Below are 16,810 nucleotides of genomic sequence, written 5' to 3'. Positions count from 1 at the left end.
AAGGACCCCTGTCCGGAGGAGAGCGCATGCAGGTACCCGCGCCGTTCGACTACGCCCGCGCATCGTCCGTCGACGAGGCCATCGCGCTGCTCGAGAAGCTCGGCCCCGAGGCGCGGCTGATCGCCGGCGGGCACTCCCTCCTGCCGATGATGAAGCTGCGGCTGGCGACGCCGGAGCACCTGATCGACATCAACCCCCTCGCGGCGTCACTCGGCTACCTCCGCGAGGAGCAGGGCGAGATCCGCATCGGCGCGATGACCCGCCACCGCGAGCTGCTCGAGTCCGACCTGCTCGCCGGGAAGCTCCCGATCATCCGCGACTGCGAGCAGGTCGTCGCCGACCCGCCGGTGCGCAACCGCGGGACGATCGGCGGGTCGCTGTGCCAGGCCGATCCGTCCGAGGACCTCAGCGCGGCGTGCGCGGCGCTCGGGGCGCGCGCCGTCATCCGCGGCGCCGGCGGCGAGCGCGTCGTCGACATGGACGAGTTCCACGTCGGCCCGTACGAGACGGCGGTCGACGACGCGGAGATGCTCGTCGAGGTGCGCATCCCGCTGCGGGACCACCACGGCAGCGCGTACGAGAAGGTCGAGCGGCGCGTCGGCGACTGGGCCATCGCGGCGGTCGGCGCCGCGCTGTGGCTCGACGGGCCGAACATCGGCAGCGCCGGGATCGCCCTGAGCGCGGTGAACCCGCTCGGCGTGCGCTGCGCGCGGGCGGAGGAGGCGCTCGCCGGCCGGCCGCCGTCGGAGGAGGCGTTCGCCGAGGCCGCGGCGCTGGCCGCCGAGGACTGCAGCCCCGCGAGCGACCAGCGCGGGTCCGCCGAGTACAAGCGCCACCTCGCAAGCGAGCTCACCCACCGCGCCCTGCGCCGCGCCGCCGAGCGCGCGCTCGCCAGCTGACCCGCCCGGAGACGGAGACGAACGTGCAGATCACCATCACCCTCAACGGCGAGCCGACGACCGCGGAGGCCGAGCCGCGCACGCTGCTCGTGCACTTCCTGCGCGACACGCTCGGGAAGACCGGCACCCACTGGGGCTGCGACACCTCGAACTGCGGGACGTGCGTCGTGCTCGTCGACGGCGAGCCGGTCAAGTCATGCACGATGCTCGCGGCGATGGCCGACGGCCACGAGGTCCGGACGGTCGAGGGGCTCGAAGCCGACGGCCAGCTCGATCCGGTGCAGCAGGGCTTCATCGAGCAGCACGGCCTGCAGTGCGGCTTCTGCACACCGGGCATGATGCTCACCGCCCGGGCGCTGCTCGACGCGCACGCCGGCGGGCCGCCGCCGACCGAGCACGAGATCCGCGAGGCGATCTCCGGCCAGATGTGCCGGTGCACGGGCTACAAGAACATCGTCGCCTCGATCCAGTGGGCGGCCGAGCACGAGCGCGCCACCGCGGCGAGCGCCGGGACGAGCGAGGAGGTGAGCGCCTGATGTCCGCCACCGAGGAGCGCCCGATCGGCTTCGGCCGGCTCAAGCGCAAGGAGGACCCGCGCTTCGTCCGCGGCCTCGGCAAGTACGTCGACGACGTGCAGCTGCCGGGCATGCTCCACGGCGCGGTGCTCCGCAGCCCGCTCGCGCACGCGAAGATCACGTCGATCGACACCGAGGCGGCGCTGCAGCACCCGAAGGTGCACGCCGTCATCACGGGCAAGGACCTCGAGGGGCTCGGGCTCGCGTGGATGCCGACGCTGTCGGGCGACACGCAGGCGGTGCTGGCGACCGACAAGGTCCGCTTCCAGGGCCAGGAGGTGGCGTTCGTCGTCGCCGACGACCGGTACGCCGCGCGCGACGCGCTCGAGCTGATCGACGTCGACTACGAGCCGCTGCCGCCCGTGGTCGACGCGAAGTCCGCCACGGCGCCGGACGCGCCCGTGATCCGCGACGACAAGGAGGGCCGCACCGACAACCACATCTTCGACTGGGAGGCGGGCGACAGCGCCGCGACCGACGCCGTCTTCGCGGACGCCGAGGTCGTCGTGACGCAGCACATGCTCTACCCGCGGTCGCATCCGGCGCCGCTGGAGACGTGCGGGTCGGTCGCGCACTTCGACCGCGTCGAGGGCGCGCTGACGCTGTGGACGACGACGCAGGCGCCGCACGCGCACCGCACGCTCTACGCGATCGTCGCCGGGCTGCCCGAGCACAAGGTCCGCGTCATCTCGCCGGACATCGGCGGCGGGTTCGGCAACAAGGTCCCGATCTACCCGGGCTACGTGTGCTCGATCGTGGGCTCGATCGTCACGGGCCATCCGGTGAAGTGGATGGAGGACCGGACGGAGAACCTGACGTCGACCGGGTTCGCGCGGGACTACTGGATGACCGGGTCGGTCGCCGCCACCCGGGACGGCAAGATCCGCGGGCTGCGCGTCGACGTGCTCGCCGATCACGGCGCGTTCAACTCGACCGCGCAGCCGACGAAGTACCCGGCCGGGTTCTTCCACATCTTCACCGGGTCGTACGACCTCGAGGCGGCGCACTGCAAGGTGACGGGCGTCTACACGAACAAGGCGCCGGGCGGGGTGGCGTACGCGTGCTCGTTCCGCGTGACCGAGGCGGTGTACCTCGTCGAGCGCATGATCGACGTGCTCGCGGCGGAGCTGAAGATGGACCCGGCGGAGCTCCGGATGAAGAACCTCATCCGGCCCGAGCAGTTCCCGTACACGTGCAAGACCGGCTGGGAGTACGACTCGGGCGACTACCCGCGGGCGCTGCAGAAGGCGCTCGACATGGCCGGCTACGACGAGCTGCGCCGCGAGCAGGCGGAGAAGCGCTCGCGCGGGGAGCTCATGGGCATCGGGATCGCGTTCTTCACGGAGACCGTCGGGGCGGGGCCGCGGAAGCACATGGACATCGCCGGGCTCGGGATGAACGACACGTCCGAGCTGGAGGTCGAGCCGACCGGCACCGCGGTGCTCCGGATCAGCGTGCAGTCGCAGGGCCAGGGGCACGAGACGACGTTCGCGCAGATCGTGTCGGAGGAGCTCGGGATCCCGCCCGAGAACGTCCGGGTCGTCCACGGCGACACGAGCGAGACGCCGTTCGGTCTCGGCACGTACGGGTCGCGGTCGACGCCGGTGTCGGGAGCCGCCGCGGCGGTGACGGCGCGGAAGGTGCGCGACAAGGCGAGGCTGATCGCGGCGGCGATGCTCGAGGCGTCGCCGGACGACCTCGAGTGGACGAAGGGCTCGTTCTCCGTGAAGGGCGATCCCGAGAAGAGCGTGTCGATCCAGGACGTCGCGATGGGCGCGCACGGGACCGTCGAGCTGCCCGAGGGCGTCGACGGCAACCTCACCGCGGTCACGACCTACGACCCGCCGAACCTGACGTACCCCTTCGGCGCCTACGTCTGCGTCGTCGACGTCGATGCGGGGACCGGCAAGGTGAGCGTGCGGCGGTTCATCGCGGTCGACGACTGCGGCAACCGGATCAACCCGATGATCGTCGAGGGGCAGATCCACGGCGGCCTCGCCGAGGGCGTCGGCATGGGCCTGATGCAGATCATCGCCTTCGACGAGCAGGGCAACTGCCTCGGCGGGTCGTTCATGGACTACCTCATCCCGACGGCGCTGGAGGTGCCGGACTGGGAGCTGGGCGAGACCGTCACGCCGTCGCCGCACCATCCGCTCGGGGCGAAGGGCGTCGGCGAGTCGGCGACGGTCGGCTCACCGCCCGCGGTCGTCAACGCCGTCGTCGACGCGATCGCGCACCTCGGCGTGCGCCACGCCGACATGCCGCTGACGCCGTCGCGGGTGTGGACGGCGATGCAGTCCGGAAGCGTCGAGCCGCCGCAATGAAGCGCCGCGACGACCTCGCTGTGGCCGGCCCGGAGGCTTCGTCATGAGCCGCCAGGAGGACCTGATCCTTGCCGGAGTGCCGTTCGTGCGGGCGACCGTGGTGCGGTGCTCTCCGCCCACCAGCGCGCGGGCGGGGGACCGGGCGCTGGTGCTCGGCGACGGGACGATCGAGGGGTTCGTCGGCGGGTCGTGCGCGGACACGACCGTGCGGCTGCAGGCGCTGCGCGTCCTCGAGACGGGCGAGCCGGTGCTGCTGCGGATCCTCCCCGGCGAGGAGGACGGGCCGTCGGACGAGCCGGGCGCGGTCGTCGTCGCGAACCCGTGCCTGAGCGGCGGCGCGCTCGAGCTGTTCCTCGAGCCCGTGCTGCCGCTGCCGCGGGTCGCGGTGGCCGGCGATGCGCCGGTGGCGCGCGCCGTCGTCGACTTGGCGACGCGCGTCGGGTTCCGGCCACGGCTGGCGTCGCTTGCCGAGCCCGGCGACTTCGGCGCGGTGGTCGCGTCGCTGGGGCACGGCGACGAGGCGGCGGTCAGGGCCGCTCTGGAGGCGGGCTGCTCGTACGTCGGCCTGGTCGCGAGCCGGCGCCGCGGCGAGGCGGTGCTGTCGGCGCTGCGCGAGGAGGGCGTCCCGGATGCGCTGCTCGCCCGCGTGACGACGCCCGCCGGCCTGGACGTGAACGCGTTCACGCACGAGGAGATCGCTCTCAGCGTCGTCGCCGAGCTCGTCTCGGTGCGGCGCGCGCCCGCGGTGCCGTGCGCTGGCGGAGCGGTCCTCGTCACCGCGCCGCGTGAGGCGATCGACCCGGTGTGTGGGATGACCGTCGTCGTCGGCCCCGACACCCCCGTCGCCGGCGACGAGGCGTTCTGCTGCGAAGGGTGCCGCGACCGCTGGCGCGCCGAGCATGCCGTCGCCTGACGACCCCGGTCTGCCGCCGGACGGCCCCGCGTGGAGAGAGGGGGCCTTCCCCCCGCCGGAGGTCTTCGGCCGACCCCGCCCGTTCGTCTCGGGCCTCGTCCTCGCGGCGGGCGGGTCCGCGCGGCTCGGGCGGCCGAAGCAGCTCCTTCCCTTCCGCGGGGCGACGCTGCTCGACCACGTGCTCGGTGTCGCGCGGGCGTGTCCGTTCGACCAGCGGATCGTGGCGCTCGGCGGGTCGGAGGACCGGGTGCGGCGCGCGGTCGACCTCGCCGGGTTCGACGTCGTCGTGAACACCGCGTTCGGGACGGGCTGCTCGTCGTCGATCGCCGCGGCGATGGACGCGGTCGATCCGCGATGCGAGGTGCTCGTGCTGATGCTCGGCGACCAGCCGGGTGTGCGGCCGGACGCGGTGGGCGCGCTGCTCGCCGGGCGCGGAGCGTCGCCGCTGGCGGTGTGCCGGTACGAGGACGGCCGCGGGCATCCGTTCGCGTTCGGCCGGCCGGTCTTCGGCGACCTCGCGGCGCTGCACGGCGACAAGGCGGTGTGGAAGCTGCTCGACCGCCGGGCGGACGACGTGGCCGACGTGCCGGTGGCGGGCGAGGTGCCGATCGACGTCGACACGTGGGCCGACTACGAGGCGGTGCTCGCGTCGGGATGAGCACCGCGCTCGACGAGCGGCTGCCCGACGCCGGAGCGGTCGCCGCGCTGCTCGACGGCGCCGGGTACCTCGCCGACGAGGGCCTCGCGACCGCGCTGCTGCTGGCGCTGCGCCTGCCGCAGCCGCTGCTGCTCGAGGGCGAGCCGGGGGTGGGCAAGACCGAGGCCGCCCGCGCGCTGGCCTCGTCGCTCGGCACGCCGCTGATCCGGCTGCAGTGCTACGAGGGGATGGACAGCGCGGAGACGCTGTACGAGTGGAACTACCCGCGGCAGCTGCTGCGGATCCGGATGGCCGAGGCCTCGGGCGACACGCTCGCCGAGTCCGACCTCTTCGGCCCCGACTACCTGCTCCGGCGTCCGGTGCTGGAGGCGGTCGAGCACCCCGGCCCGCTGCCCGCGGTCCTCCTGATCGACGAGCTCGACCGCGCCGACCACGAGTTCGAGGCCTTCCTCCTCGAGGTGCTAGCGGACGCGGCGGTGACGATCCCCGAGCTCGGCACGATCCGCGCGACCGTCCCGCCCGCGGTCGTCCTCACCTCGAACCGTACGCGCGACCTGCACGACGCGCTGAAGCGCCGCTGCCTCTACCACTGGATCGACTACCCGGCCCCCGCGCGGGAGGTCGAGATCGTCCGCCGGCGCGTCGGCGACGCGTCGCCCGAGCTGGCCGGCGACGTCGTCGCCGCCCTCGGCCGTCTGCGCGGCATGGACGTCCAGAAGCCGCCCGGCATCGCCGAGGGGATCGACTGGGTCGCGGCCCTCCGCCTCCTCGGAGCACGCCGCCTCGACGCCGAAGCCGCCGACCGCACCCTCGGCGCCGTCCTCAAGTACCGCGAGGACCAGGACGCCGTCCGCGCCGAAGGCCTCGACCGCCTGGTCGGCGCATGACGTTCGTCACCGCGCTGCGCCGGGATCCGGCGTTCGCCGCGACGGCGCTCGGCGCCGAGCTCCGCACCGCCGGCCTCCCGGTGACCCCGGAGAGAAGCGCGACCTTCGCGCGCGCCGCGGGGCTCCTCGAGATCGTGCGCGAAGATCGCGGGTCTCCGGCGGAGGGTGAGCCGTTGTACTGGGCGGCGCGGCTGGCCTTCGTGACGTCGCCGCATCACCTCGACGCGTTCGAGGCGGTGTTCGCGCACGTCGTTGCAGGCGCCGACCCTGCGCTCTCGGCCGAGCGGGGCGATCCGGGCGCTCCCTCTTCCGCGCCCGGCGCCTCGGCGGCGTCTCTCGGGTCCGCCGGCGAGGCCCGCGGTGGCGGTGGGACGGCCGGGGTGTCGCGGGCGGGCGGCGAGACGTCGGAGGAGGTGCCGGTCGGCGCGCTGGCGAGCGACGTCGAACGCCTCTCCGGGACGCGGCTCGAGGAGCTGACGCCGGCCGAGGTCGCGCTGCTCGCGACGCTCGTCCGGCAGCTGAAGGTGGCGACGCCGGAGCGGCGGATGCGGAGGGCCAAGCGGTCGCGGCGGGGCGATCACCTCGACGTGCGGGCGACGCTGCGGCGCGCGCATCGCACCGGCGGCGACCCGGTCCGCCAGCTGCATCGCCGCCGGGCGGTCGAGCCGCGGCCGCTCGTCGTGCTCCTCGACGTCTCCGGCTCGATGGCCGCCTACGCGCGGGTGTTCCTCATCCTGCTCGAGGGCGCCGCGCGGGCGGCCGAGGCGGAGGCGTTCGTCTTCGCGACCCGCCTGACGCGCGTGACGCGGCCGCTGCGCGAGGGCCGCGCGGCCACCGCGGTCGAGCGGGCGTCGAAGGCCGCGCCGGACTGGTCGGGCGGCACGCGGATCGGCGAGGCGATCGGGGCGTTCATCGACCGCTGGGGGCGGCGCGGGATGGCGCGCGGCGCCGTCGTGGTGATCGTCTCGGACGGCTGGGAGCGCGGCTCGCCCGACCTGCTCGCGCTGCAGCTCAGGCGCCTGCGCCGGCTCGCCCATCGGATCGTCTGGGTCAACCCGCGCGCCGCGGCGCCCGGCTTCCGGCCCGAGACCGGCGGCATGGCCGCCGCCCTGCCCTTCGTCGACGAGCTCGTCAGCGGCCACAGCGCCGCGGCGCTCGAGGACGTCCTCGCGGCTATCCGCCGCGAGGGAACGACCGCGCCCTCTTCGCGCGGCGCACCAATGGCGCCCTCTCCGGGCGCGGACACGTGAAACGAGGAGCGACGATGAGGTTCGAGAACCAGTTCGACGTCAAGGCCCCGCTCGACGAGGTCTGGAAGGCCGTGCTCGACGTGGAGCGCGTCGCGCCGACCGTCCCCGGCGCGCGCGTCCTCGAGCAGACCGGCGACGACGCCTACAAGGTCGCGATCAAGGTGAAGGTCGGCCCGATGTCGATGACCTACAAGGGCGACGTCGAGATCACCGAGCGCGACGACGCGAGCCATCGCGCGGTCATGAAGGCCCGCGCGAAGGAGTCGCGCGGCCAGGGGACCGCCGACGCGGACGTCGTCATGACGCTCACCGGCGACAACGGCACGACGTCGGCGACGATCACGACCGACGTCGACCTCAGCGGCAAGGTGGCGACGATGGGCCAGGGCGTTCTGCAGGACGTCAGCGGCCGCCTGGTCGAGACCTTCGCGAAGAACCTCGCGGCGATGCTCGAGGGCAAGGAGCCGGAGCCGGCGAAGGCCGCCGCCGACGCCGAGCAGCCGCAAGCGCGGCCCGCGGTCGAGGCGACCGCGGCCGAGAGCGCACGGGCCGACACCGAGCGTCCCTCACCGCCGCCGCCCTTCGAGCCCGAGGAGGAGGCGCTCGACCTCGGCGCCGTCGGCGGAGCGGTCGTCAAGGAACGCCTGAAGGACCCCGTCGTCGGCGGTCTCCTGCTGGTCGCGCTCCTGCTCGGGTGGCTGGTCGGCCGCCGCCGCGGCGGCTGAGCAGTCGCGCTCACCGCTGAACCACTTCCCGGGGCGTCCGGATGTGACTAAGGTCCAGTTGACTGATGCACGGACGCTTCGACCGGGCGTTGGCCCTGGCGGTCCTGACCGTCTCGAGCGTCGTGCTGACGGGCCCCGCGACGGTCGAGGCTGCGCTGCCGACGCTCGACCCGCCGGCGCTTCGGCTGCCGCCCGGCCAGGCCGCCAAGCAGCCGCGCTTCCCCGAGGACGACGGAGCGACGGTGCTCGTCCGGCTCGGCCGCGGCGCATCGCTCGCGGCGGTCGCGAGCACGCACGGCGCCGCGGCCGGGGACGTGGTGCGCGGCACGGGCTTCCGGCGGCTGACGGTGCCGCCCGAGCGGCTGCACCGCACCCTGCGCGCGCTGCGGGCGGACCCGCGCGTCGCGGCGGCGACGCTCAACCGCCGCCGCTCGATCGAAGCGACGCCCAACGACCCTTGGGCGGTCAAGGACGGTGGTCAGGGTTGGCAGCAGACCGTCCGCCTGCCCGCCGCATGGGACGTGACGAAGGGGTCGAGCGACGTGACGCTGGCGGTGCTGGACACCGGCGTCGACCTGGACCACCGCGACCTCGCCGCGCGGCTGGTTCCCGGCCGGGACGTCGTCCACGCGGACGACCGGCCCGACGACCTCAACGGGCACGGCACGTTCGTCGCGGGGCTCGCGGCCGCCCACACCGACAACGGCATCGGCGTCGCCGGTGCCGCGTGGACGGCGTCGCTCATGCCGGTGCAGGTGCTCGACGACGACGGCTCAGGCTGGGACGACGACATCGCCGCCGGCATCACGTGGGCGGCCGACCACGGCGCGGACGTCATCAACCTCTCCTTCGGAGGAGCCGGCGACTCGCCGGTCCTCGCGGCGGCCGTCGAGCACGCGCGGGCGCAGGGCGCGCTCGTCGTCGCGGCGGCCGGGAACGACGGCAGCGACGAGCCCGAGTACCCGGCGGCGACGGCCGGCGTCCTCGCGGTGACGGCGACGGACCTCAGCGGCCAGTTCGCGTGGTTCTCGAACTGGGGCGACCACGTCGACCTGGCGGCGCCCGGCATGGACGTGGTCGGCCTGCAGATCGCGGAGGGAACGCGCGAGCCGTACGCGCGCGACAGCGGCACCTCGTTCAGCGCGCCGATCGTCGCCGGCGCCGCTGCCCTCGTCCGCGCGCAGCACCCGACATGGACCGGCGACGCCGTCGCGGCGCGCCTGCGCGACACCGCGCGCGACGCGGGGCCGCTCGGCACGGACCCGTACTACGGCGCCGGCGTCCTCGACGCCGCCGCCGCCACGGGAGCCGCGGCATCGCCACCCCCGGTGCTGCCAGCGCACGGTGGGGACGCCTCCGAGCCCAACGACACGCCCGACCGGACCACCGCCGTCGCGCTGACCGCGAACTTCGCCGGGCGCTTCGCGCCCGAGGGCGACGTCGACTGGTACTCGGTGCAGGTGCCGTCGACGGGGTGGCTCTACGTCGGCGCCGACAAGCGGTCCGCCTTCGACGGCGAACGCACGGAGGAGACCGACGTCGCGATCGAGCTCTACGGCCCCGACCTCCAGAAGCTCGGCGAGGCCGACGGCCAGGGGCCCGCCGGCACGAACGAGGAGCTGTTCCACTACGTCCGGACGCCGGGGCGCTACTACGTCCGCGCCCACAACGCGCTCGGTTCGCAGGGCACCTACACGATCGGCGTCACGCAGGGAACGACGCCCGACGTCACCGACGCACGGCTGACCGCCGGCCAGTGGTACCCGACCGGGTCGTGGCCGTCGACGGTCGCCATCGGCGACGTCACCGGCGACGGCCGGCGTGACGTCCTGATGACGACGACGGACTTCGGCGACGCGGATCCGTCCCGCGATCACAAGCTCTTCGTCTTCGCGCAGGACGAGGACGGGTGGCTGAAGCGCCCGCGGATCCTGGACGTCGACGGCGTCCCCGCCTCCGTCGCGACGGGCGACGTCGATGGCGACGGCCGCACCGATGCGATCGTGTCGACCGGGCTGGGCGTCGAGATCCTCCACCAGCGCGCCGGTGCGCTCGCGGACGGCGAGCGGGTCTTCACGGGCGCCGCGCGCGACGCCGACGTCGTCGACCTCGATGGCGACGGCGACCTGGACCTGGTGACGAGCGGCGGCGGCCGGATCCGCCGGGCGGTGCGCACGTCGACGGGGTGGACGGTGCAGCCCGTCGCGTCGCTTCCCGACGGCGAGGTCGAGGTCGGCGACGTGACGGGGGACGGCCGGCCCGACGTGGTGGCGATCGAGGCCTTCGGCGTCTACGTCATCGCGGCGACGTCGACCGGTCGCTGGGCCGACCCCGTCCGCTACGGCGGCCCGCAGCTGCAGTGCCAGTGCCTGCGGGGGCTGGAGGTCGCCGAGCTGAACGGCGACGGCCGGCTCGACGTGGCGGTGACGAACCCGTCCGCCGGGACGGTGGCCGTCCTGGCGCAGACGACGGCCGGGACGCTGGGCGCTCCGGCCACGATCGGGAGCAGCGCCAACCCGGAGCCGCTCGAGTCCGGCGACCTCGACGGCGACGGGCGCGCCGACCTCGTGACGCCGGATGGCGGCTACCAGGCGCTCAGCGTCTTCCGCCGGACCGGTGCGGCGACGTTCGCGCCACGCAGCGCGTACCGCGTGCCGTACGCGAGCCACTACGAGACGACCGGGGTGGCGGTCGGCGACGTCACCGGCGACGGGCGCCCGGACGTCGTCCTCGCCGACAACAACCACGGTCTCGTCGTCAACCGCAACGCCGAGGGGACGTGGCCGTCGGCGGCGAACGGCGCATGGGTCCGCTCGGTGACGCCGGCCGACGGGACGCGAGGCGTCGCGACCGGCGAGACCCCGACCGTGCGCTTCGGCCGCGCGCTCGACGCCTCCACCGTGACCACGACGACCGTTCGCCTGTCCACCGCGGCCGGCGCGGTCGTCGCGTCCTCGGTCGCCTACGACGCGACGTCACGCACGGCGACGATCCGGCCGTCGGCGGCGCTGGCGGCCGGGGCGTACGTCCTGCGTGTCGCCGGGGTGCGCAGCGGCGCGGGAGCCACGATGCCCGGCGCCCACGTCACCCGCTTCCGCGTCGGCACGGTGAGCGACACGACGCCTCCGGACACCGTCATCGACGCCCTGACCCGGCGCACCGTGTCGACCTCGGCCGCGAAGGTCGCGTTCCACGCCACCGAGCCGGGCGCGACGTTCGCGTGCGCGCTCGACGGAGGCGCCTACGAGCCGTGCGAGTCCCCGTGGTGGGTGTTCGGCGACACCCTCGGCACGCACACGGTGCGCGTGCGGGCGACCGACACCGCCGGGAACGTCGACCCGACACCGGCCCAGCGGACGTTCGCCGTCTTCGACTTCTACGCGTACCCGGCCAACGACCTGCTGCCGAACGCGCCCACGCTCGGCGGCGAATCCGGCACGGCCTCGGGCACGAACCGGGCGGCGGGCAAGGACGAGTTCGAGATGGAGCACGCCGACAACCCCGGGGGAGCGTCGGTGTGGTGGCGCTGGACGGCGCCGCGACGCGGGCCCGTGACGTTCGAGACGACGGGGAGCGACTTCGACACGCTGCTCGGGGTCTCGACGGGGCCGGTGGACATGACGCGGGAGCCGTTCCAGGACGTGAAGGCGTCCAACGACGACGCGGCGGCCGGTGTCACGACGAGCCGCGTGACGTTCGTGGCCGAGGCCGGTCAGACCTACAACGTCGCGGTGGACGGGTTCAACGCGCTCGGCTACGGGCCCGCGGAGGGCAGCGTGACGCTCCGGTGGGCCATGGCCGCGCCGCCGACGGACACCACAGCGCCGAACACGACGGTCACCGAGGCGCCCCCGTCGCCAACCTCGCGATGGGCATCGACCCGGTTCCGCTTCACGGCGACCGAGGCGGGGGCGACGTTCGAGTGCCGGCGCGGCACCGTGCTGCCCGCCGACGGCGGCTGGCGCACGTGCGCATCGGGACGGACCGAGGACCTCTTCGAGGGCGACTGGACCTTCGAGGTGCGCGCTGTCGATGCCGCCGGGAACCGCGACCCGACGCCGGCCGTCCACCGTTGGACCATCGACACGACCGCTCCGGTCGTGACGGCGCTGACCGGCACCGCGGGCACGACGGCGTCGACGAACGCCTCGTTCGGCTGGCAGCTCGACGACTCCGGGGCGAGCGCCCAGTGCAGGCTCGACGCGGGAGCGTGGCAGGCCTGCACCACGCCGCGGGCGTACACGGGCCTGGCCGAGGGGCATCACCGCTTCGACGTGCGCGGCGTCGATCCCGCCGGCAACGCCGGAACGCTCGCCTCGAGCAGCTGGACGATCGACCCCGCCGCGCCGACCCTCGACACGAAGCTCTGGGGCGGGCCGTCCGGGCAGACGAACGACCGCTTCGCCTTCTTCGAGTTCTCCTCGACGCGTCCCGACGCGCGGTTCGTGTGCCGTCTCGATGCGGGCACTTGGACGCCGTGCACGTCGCCGTACTACCTCGATGGCCTCGGCGACGGCGAGCGCACCTTCGCGGTGCGCGCGATCGACGGCACGGAGGAGGACCCGACGCCCGCCACGCGGACGTGGACGGTCGGCCAGCCGCCACCGCTCGACACCTCGATCACGGCGGGGCCGTCGGGGCTCGTGGCGTCGCGCGGCGCGTCCTTCTCGTTCACCGCCACGCGAGCGGCCGCGACGTTCGAGTGCCGCGTCGACGCCGCCGCGTTCGCGCCGTGCAGCTCGCCGTTCGTGGCCTCGGGGCTCGCCGACGGGTCCCACAGCTTCGAGGTCCGGGCCGTCGACGGCGCGACCACCGACACCACACCCGCGTCGCGGACGTGGACCGTCGACGCGACAGCGCCTGCCGTTGCGATCACCGGGGGCCCCTCGGGCGCGGTGGCGAGCCGCGATGCGTCGATCTCGTTCACGGCGGAGAGCGGTGCGGCGCTGGCGTGCCGGCTGGATGCCGGGACGTTCGCGACGTGCACGTCGCCGACGGCGTACACGGGCCTGCCGGACGGGTCGCACACGTTCACCGTCCGTGCCACCGACGCGGCGGGCAACGCCGCGACGGCATCGCGCAGCTGGACGATCCAGCAGCCGCCGCCTCCGCCCGCGCCGCCCGACACGACGATCACGAGCGGCCCGACCGGGCTGACGGCCGCGCGCAGCGCGACGATCGCGTTCAGCGGCACGGGGGTCGTCGACCGGTACGAGTGCCGGCTCGACGAGGCCGCGTGGGCGACGTGCGCTTCCCCGCGCACCTTGGAGGGCCTCGCCGACGGCGCGCATGCGTTCGACGTGCGGGCGGTGAACGCCGGTGGCGCGGACGCCACCCCGGCGCGGCGGGCGTGGGCGGTCGATGCGACGCCACCCGACACGACGGTCACGAGCAGCCCGCCCGGCGAGAGCGAGGACACGACGCCGACGTTCGCCTTCTCCGCGACGGAGGGCGGCGCGTCGTTCACCTGCCGGGTCGACGACGGCCCGGCGTACCCCTGCACCTCGCCGCACACGACCGCGCCGGTGGGCGTGGGGGCGCATCGGTTCGCGGTGGTCGCGAAGGACGTCGCGGGGAACGTCGACGCGAGCGCCGCGGTCGTCGAGTTCACGGTCGCGCCGGCGCCGGCGCCGGCGCCGGCGCCGCAGCCGCCCCTGCTCTCCGAGGCGTCGGGCCAGCCCGCGCGCGACGTCGTGGCACCGCGGCTGCTCGCCTTCCGGCCGCTCTTCGCGCGCGAGCGCGAGGTCGTCCGCCTCCGCGTCACGACCGACGAGCCGGGCGTCGTCTCTGTGCGCTTCGAGCGCTGCCGGGCCCGTGGCCGGATCGCGTGTGCCGTCCGGCGCCGCGCCGGCTCGGCGGCACGCCGGGTGCCGAAGGGGTCCTCGGCGTTCCGTCTCACCGCGCCGAAGCTCGCCGCGGGCCGCTACCGCCTGACGGCGACGATCACCGACGACGCCTCCAACACGAGCGCGCGGCGGACCGCGACGCTCGTCGTCCGCGCACGCCGGCGCGGTTGACGGTCAGGCGCGAGCGCGCATGGCCGCCGCGAGCGCCGGGTTCCCGTACGGCCCCGGGCGCTCGAAGCCGGCGAGCACCCGCCGCTGCTCGTCGGCGGGCTTGTCCTGCGAGAGCTTCGCCTCGGCGTGCCACCACGACGCGCGCAGCCGGAAGGCGACGACCTGGTCGGCCATCGACCGCGCCGTGTCGCCGAGCCGGTCGAGCGTCCACGGATGCTCCACTCGCTGCTCGAACCGGTCGACGGTCGCGCGCAGCAGCGGCAGCGCGTCGTCGAAGAGCTCCGGGCGGCCCCGGACGTGCAGCGTCACGTGGTTCCACGTCGGGATCGTCTCGTCGCCGTACCAGCTGGCCGACACGTAGCCGCGCGGGCCCTCGAAGATGGCGAGCACGTCGCCGTCCAGCGCGTCCGCGACCGGGTCGGCGCACGCGACGTGGCCGAGCACGACGAGCTCGGCCGCGTGCTCCTCGACGAGGAACGGCATGTGCGTCGCCCGCAGGTCGGCGGTCACGAGCGTCGCGAACGGGTGCGTGCGAGCGATCGCGCGCGCCGCCGCGACGTCGCGTATCGCGAAGGCGTCCTTGATGTGCACGCCGGCGGGACTACCCACCGGCGCGCGATCACGAGATCAGGTGCGGCGCTCGAGGTCCGCGGCCTCGCGGGACTTCTCGTCGGCGCGCTCCTGCGCGGCGGCGGCGTCCTCCTTGGCCTCGCCCTTGCGCTCCTCCAGGCGGCCCTCGCGCCGCAGCGACGCGTCATCCGCGAGGTCGCCGGCGGCCTTCTTGATGCGTCCGGTGATCTTGTCGGTGATGCTCATGGAACCGGTGCTACCCGGTCCGTGCGCCCGGCGACCGTCGATCTCGCGCGAAGCGGTCGGGATGGCGCGCGAAGTGGCCCGCGCACTCGAGGCTGCAGAAGAACCAGGCGGTGCCCTCGTGGACGAGGCGGCCGGCCGCGCGATCCGGGTCGACGGCCATGTGGCACACGGGGTCGAACGCCAGCTGCGTGCCGGAGGCCTCGCCGACGCGCACCGCCGCGACCAGCTCGACCGGCTCGCGCACGTTGCGCAGCTCGCGCCGCCCGCGCGACTCGTAGACCACGCCGCGCGGAGCGGGAGCGAGCGCCGCCGTGCCCGCGGTCATGAGCACCTCGCCGCCGACCGCCGCCGCCGACACACGTGCGGCGAGGTTGACCGTCGCGCCGAAGAAGTCGCCGTCGCGCTCCACCGCCGGGCCGTGGTGCATCCCGACGCGGACGGCGGGGGAGCCGTGGTCGCGCATGAGCTCGCCGGCGATGCGCAGGCCGAGCTCGATGGCGCGTGCGGGCTCGGGCACGCGCAGCATGAGCGCGTCGCCGATCGACTTGACGTGCGTGCCGCCGCAGCCGGGCAGCTCCGCCTTCACCGCGGCGCAGAAGTCCGCCGCGAGCGCCGCCGCCTCCTCGTCGCCGTGCGCCTCGGTCAGCGCGGTGAACCCCGCGATGTCCGCGAAGACGAACGTCGCGGCGTCGCTCATCACGCCGTCCCCAGGATCCGCCGCACCGCCCGGTGCGCGCGCCGCGGCGCCGCGCCGTCCCCGCGCAGCAGCAGCTGCTGGTTGAGGCCCATGATCGTCCCCGACAGCTCGAAGAGGACCTGCTTGCGGTCGGTGTCCGCGGGGATCTCGCCCGCGTCGATCGCCGTCCGCAGCTCACCGTCCAGCGCCCGCGCCCACGCGTCGAGCCACCCGGCGATCGCATCGCGCACCGGCCCCGGCCGCCCGTCGAACTCGGTCGACGCGGCGGTGAAGAAGCAGCCCCCGGTCGAGCGTCGCCCCGCGACGTAGTCGATCCATGCGTCGGCGAGGGCGAGCAGCCGCTCGAGCCCCGGCTCCGTGTCGCGGGCCCGCGCCTGGACCGCGCCGGCGAAGTGCGCGGCCGCGTCCTCGACGGCCGCGAGCTGCAGGCGCTCCTTCGTCTCGAAGTGACGCAGGATGCCGCTCTTGCTCATCCCGAGGTCGCCGGCGAGCCGCCCGATCGTCAGTCCCTCGAGGCCCTCCACCGACGACACCGCGACGGAGCGCTCGACGATGCGGCGCTTGGTCTCCAGCGTATCGGCAGCCGATCGGCGGGGCATCGCTGCGCAGCCTACCGACCTCGGGTTTGCATAGCGACCGATCGGTCGCTAAGTTCCGGCGCCATGAGCGACTACACCGCGAAGCGCATCGACGAGATGGAAGCCAGCCACGGGGGCGGCTTCAAGAAGGCCCGGGCCGAGCTTGGCGTGACGAGCTTCGGCTTCCAGGTCATCGAGCTGCCGCCCGGGTTCGAGGGCTACCCCGAGCACGACCACGCCGAGGACGGCCAGGAGGAGGTCTACGTCGTGCTCGGCGGCGAGGCGACGATGGCGGTCGCCGGCGATGACGTCGCGATGACGCGCGACACGATGATCCGCGTCGGCGCCGGCACGACCCGCAAGGTCACGACGGGCGACAGCGGCGTGCGGATGCTCGTGATGGGCGGCGTGCCCGGCGCGTCGTACGTGCCGAGCCCGCGGACGGAGCTGTCGCGAGCGACCGCCTAGCGG

The 16,810-nt window shown here is 74.6% G+C and carries 14 protein-coding genes; 10 read left to right on the top strand and 4 right to left on the bottom strand.

Features of this window, described 5'->3' with window-relative positions:
• Positions 1-26 precede the first annotated feature (26 nt).
• From AC1UE4_RS13010 to AC1UE4_RS12970, 9 genes are all read left to right on the top strand, one after another.
• Entirely contained in the window at positions 27-899 is an 873-nt protein-coding gene (locus tag AC1UE4_RS13010; protein WP_482917655.1) for an FAD binding domain-containing protein, read from the top strand.
• Positions 900-922: 23 nt separating this feature from the next.
• A complete protein-coding gene (locus AC1UE4_RS13005; protein WP_482917654.1) occupies positions 923-1,435 on the top strand; it encodes a (2Fe-2S)-binding protein in 513 nt (170 codons plus the stop codon).
• Positions 1,435-3,798 carry an aerobic carbon-monoxide dehydrogenase large subunit gene (locus AC1UE4_RS13000; protein WP_482917653.1) on the top strand — a complete coding sequence of 788 codons (2,364 nt, stop codon included), beginning with the start codon at positions 1,435-1,437 and terminating at the stop codon, positions 3,796-3,798. Before AC1UE4_RS13005 ends, AC1UE4_RS13000 begins: the two co-directional genes overlap by 1 nt.
• Positions 3,799-3,841: 43 nt before the next feature.
• A complete protein-coding gene (locus tag AC1UE4_RS12995; RefSeq protein ID WP_482917652.1) occupies positions 3,842-4,711 on the top strand; it encodes an XdhC family protein in 870 nt (289 codons plus the stop codon).
• Positions 4,698-5,369, top strand: a complete 672-nt coding sequence (locus AC1UE4_RS12990; protein ID WP_482917651.1) for a nucleotidyltransferase family protein — start codon at positions 4,698-4,700, stop codon at positions 5,367-5,369. The genes AC1UE4_RS12995 and AC1UE4_RS12990 overlap by 14 nt, the downstream gene beginning before the upstream one ends.
• A complete protein-coding gene (locus AC1UE4_RS12985; RefSeq protein ID WP_482917650.1) occupies positions 5,366-6,256 on the top strand; it encodes an AAA family ATPase in 891 nt (296 codons plus the stop codon). Before AC1UE4_RS12990 ends, AC1UE4_RS12985 begins: the two co-directional genes overlap by 4 nt.
• A complete protein-coding gene (locus AC1UE4_RS12980; protein ID WP_482917649.1) occupies positions 6,253-7,506 on the top strand; it encodes a vWA domain-containing protein in 1,254 nt (417 codons plus the stop codon). Before AC1UE4_RS12985 ends, AC1UE4_RS12980 begins: the two co-directional genes overlap by 4 nt.
• 14 nt (positions 7,507-7,520) lie before the next feature.
• On the top strand, positions 7,521-8,231 hold the full coding sequence (locus tag AC1UE4_RS12975) for an SRPBCC family protein (protein WP_482917648.1): 711 nt from the start codon (positions 7,521-7,523) through the stop codon (positions 8,229-8,231).
• Between the two features lie 65 nt (positions 8,232-8,296).
• Entirely contained in the window at positions 8,297-14,248 is a 5,952-nt protein-coding gene (locus tag AC1UE4_RS12970) for a S8 family serine peptidase (RefSeq protein WP_482917647.1), read from the top strand.
• Positions 14,249-14,251: 3 nt separating this feature from the next.
• On the opposite strand, the gene AC1UE4_RS12965 is transcribed toward AC1UE4_RS12970, so the two are convergent.
• Genes AC1UE4_RS12965 through AC1UE4_RS12950 form a run of 4 tightly spaced genes read right to left on the bottom strand, consistent with a single transcriptional unit; the run spans position 14,252 to position 16,360 of the window.
• Entirely contained in the window at positions 14,252-14,857 is a 606-nt protein-coding gene (locus AC1UE4_RS12965) for an FMN-binding negative transcriptional regulator (protein ID WP_482917646.1), read from the bottom strand.
• Between the two features lie 18 nt (positions 14,858-14,875).
• Complete coding sequence (locus tag AC1UE4_RS12960) at positions 14,876-15,064, bottom strand: CsbD family protein (RefSeq protein WP_482917645.1); 189 nt, start codon at positions 15,062-15,064, stop codon at positions 14,876-14,878.
• A gap of 10 nt (positions 15,065-15,074) precedes the next feature.
• Positions 15,075-15,761 carry an adenylate/guanylate cyclase domain-containing protein gene (locus tag AC1UE4_RS12955; RefSeq protein ID WP_482917644.1) on the bottom strand — a complete coding sequence of 229 codons (687 nt, stop codon included), beginning with the start codon at positions 15,759-15,761 and terminating at the stop codon, positions 15,075-15,077.
• A complete protein-coding gene (locus tag AC1UE4_RS12950) occupies positions 15,761-16,360 on the bottom strand; it encodes a TetR/AcrR family transcriptional regulator (RefSeq protein ID WP_482917643.1) in 600 nt (199 codons plus the stop codon). Before AC1UE4_RS12950 ends, AC1UE4_RS12955 begins: the two co-directional genes overlap by 1 nt.
• 63 nt (positions 16,361-16,423) lie before the next feature.
• On the opposite strand from AC1UE4_RS12950, the gene AC1UE4_RS12945 reads away from it, so the two are divergent.
• Positions 16,424-16,807 carry a cupin domain-containing protein gene (locus tag AC1UE4_RS12945; protein WP_482917642.1) on the top strand — a complete coding sequence of 128 codons (384 nt, stop codon included), beginning with the start codon at positions 16,424-16,426 and terminating at the stop codon, positions 16,805-16,807.
• Positions 16,808-16,810 lie beyond the last annotated feature (3 nt).

This window comes from Parviterribacter kavangonensis, from assembly GCF_056863335.1.
This window is presented reverse-complemented; position numbering and strand designations above follow the sequence as displayed.

Bases quoted from the DNA above. Each gene is read 5' to 3' on its own strand.
- AC1UE4_RS13010 (WP_482917655.1), top strand. From the start codon at position 27: ATGCAGGTACCCGCGCCGTTCGACTACGCCCGCGCATCGTCCGTCGAC.
- AC1UE4_RS13000 (WP_482917653.1), top strand. From the start codon at position 1,435: ATGTCCGCCACCGAGGAGCGCCCGATCGGCTTCGGCCGGCTCAAGCGC.
- AC1UE4_RS12995 (WP_482917652.1), top strand. From the start codon at position 3,842: ATGAGCCGCCAGGAGGACCTGATCCTTGCCGGAGTGCCGTTCGTGCGG.
- AC1UE4_RS12990 (WP_482917651.1), top strand. From the start codon at position 4,698: ATGCCGTCGCCTGACGACCCCGGTCTGCCGCCGGACGGCCCCGCGTGG.
- AC1UE4_RS12985 (WP_482917650.1), top strand. From the start codon at position 5,366: ATGAGCACCGCGCTCGACGAGCGGCTGCCCGACGCCGGAGCGGTCGCC.
- AC1UE4_RS12980 (WP_482917649.1), top strand. From the start codon at position 6,253: ATGACGTTCGTCACCGCGCTGCGCCGGGATCCGGCGTTCGCCGCGACG.
- AC1UE4_RS12975 (WP_482917648.1), top strand. From the start codon at position 7,521: ATGAGGTTCGAGAACCAGTTCGACGTCAAGGCCCCGCTCGACGAGGTC.
- AC1UE4_RS12970 (WP_482917647.1), top strand. From the start codon at position 8,297: ATGCACGGACGCTTCGACCGGGCGTTGGCCCTGGCGGTCCTGACCGTC.
- AC1UE4_RS12960 (WP_482917645.1), bottom strand. From the start codon at position 15,064: ATGAGCATCACCGACAAGATCACCGGACGCATCAAGAAGGCCGCCGGC.
- AC1UE4_RS12955 (WP_482917644.1), bottom strand. From the start codon at position 15,761: ATGAGCGACGCCGCGACGTTCGTCTTCGCGGACATCGCGGGGTTCACC.
- AC1UE4_RS12950 (WP_482917643.1), bottom strand. From the start codon at position 16,360: ATGCCCCGCCGATCGGCTGCCGATACGCTGGAGACCAAGCGCCGCATC.
- AC1UE4_RS12945 (WP_482917642.1), top strand. From the start codon at position 16,424: ATGAGCGACTACACCGCGAAGCGCATCGACGAGATGGAAGCCAGCCAC.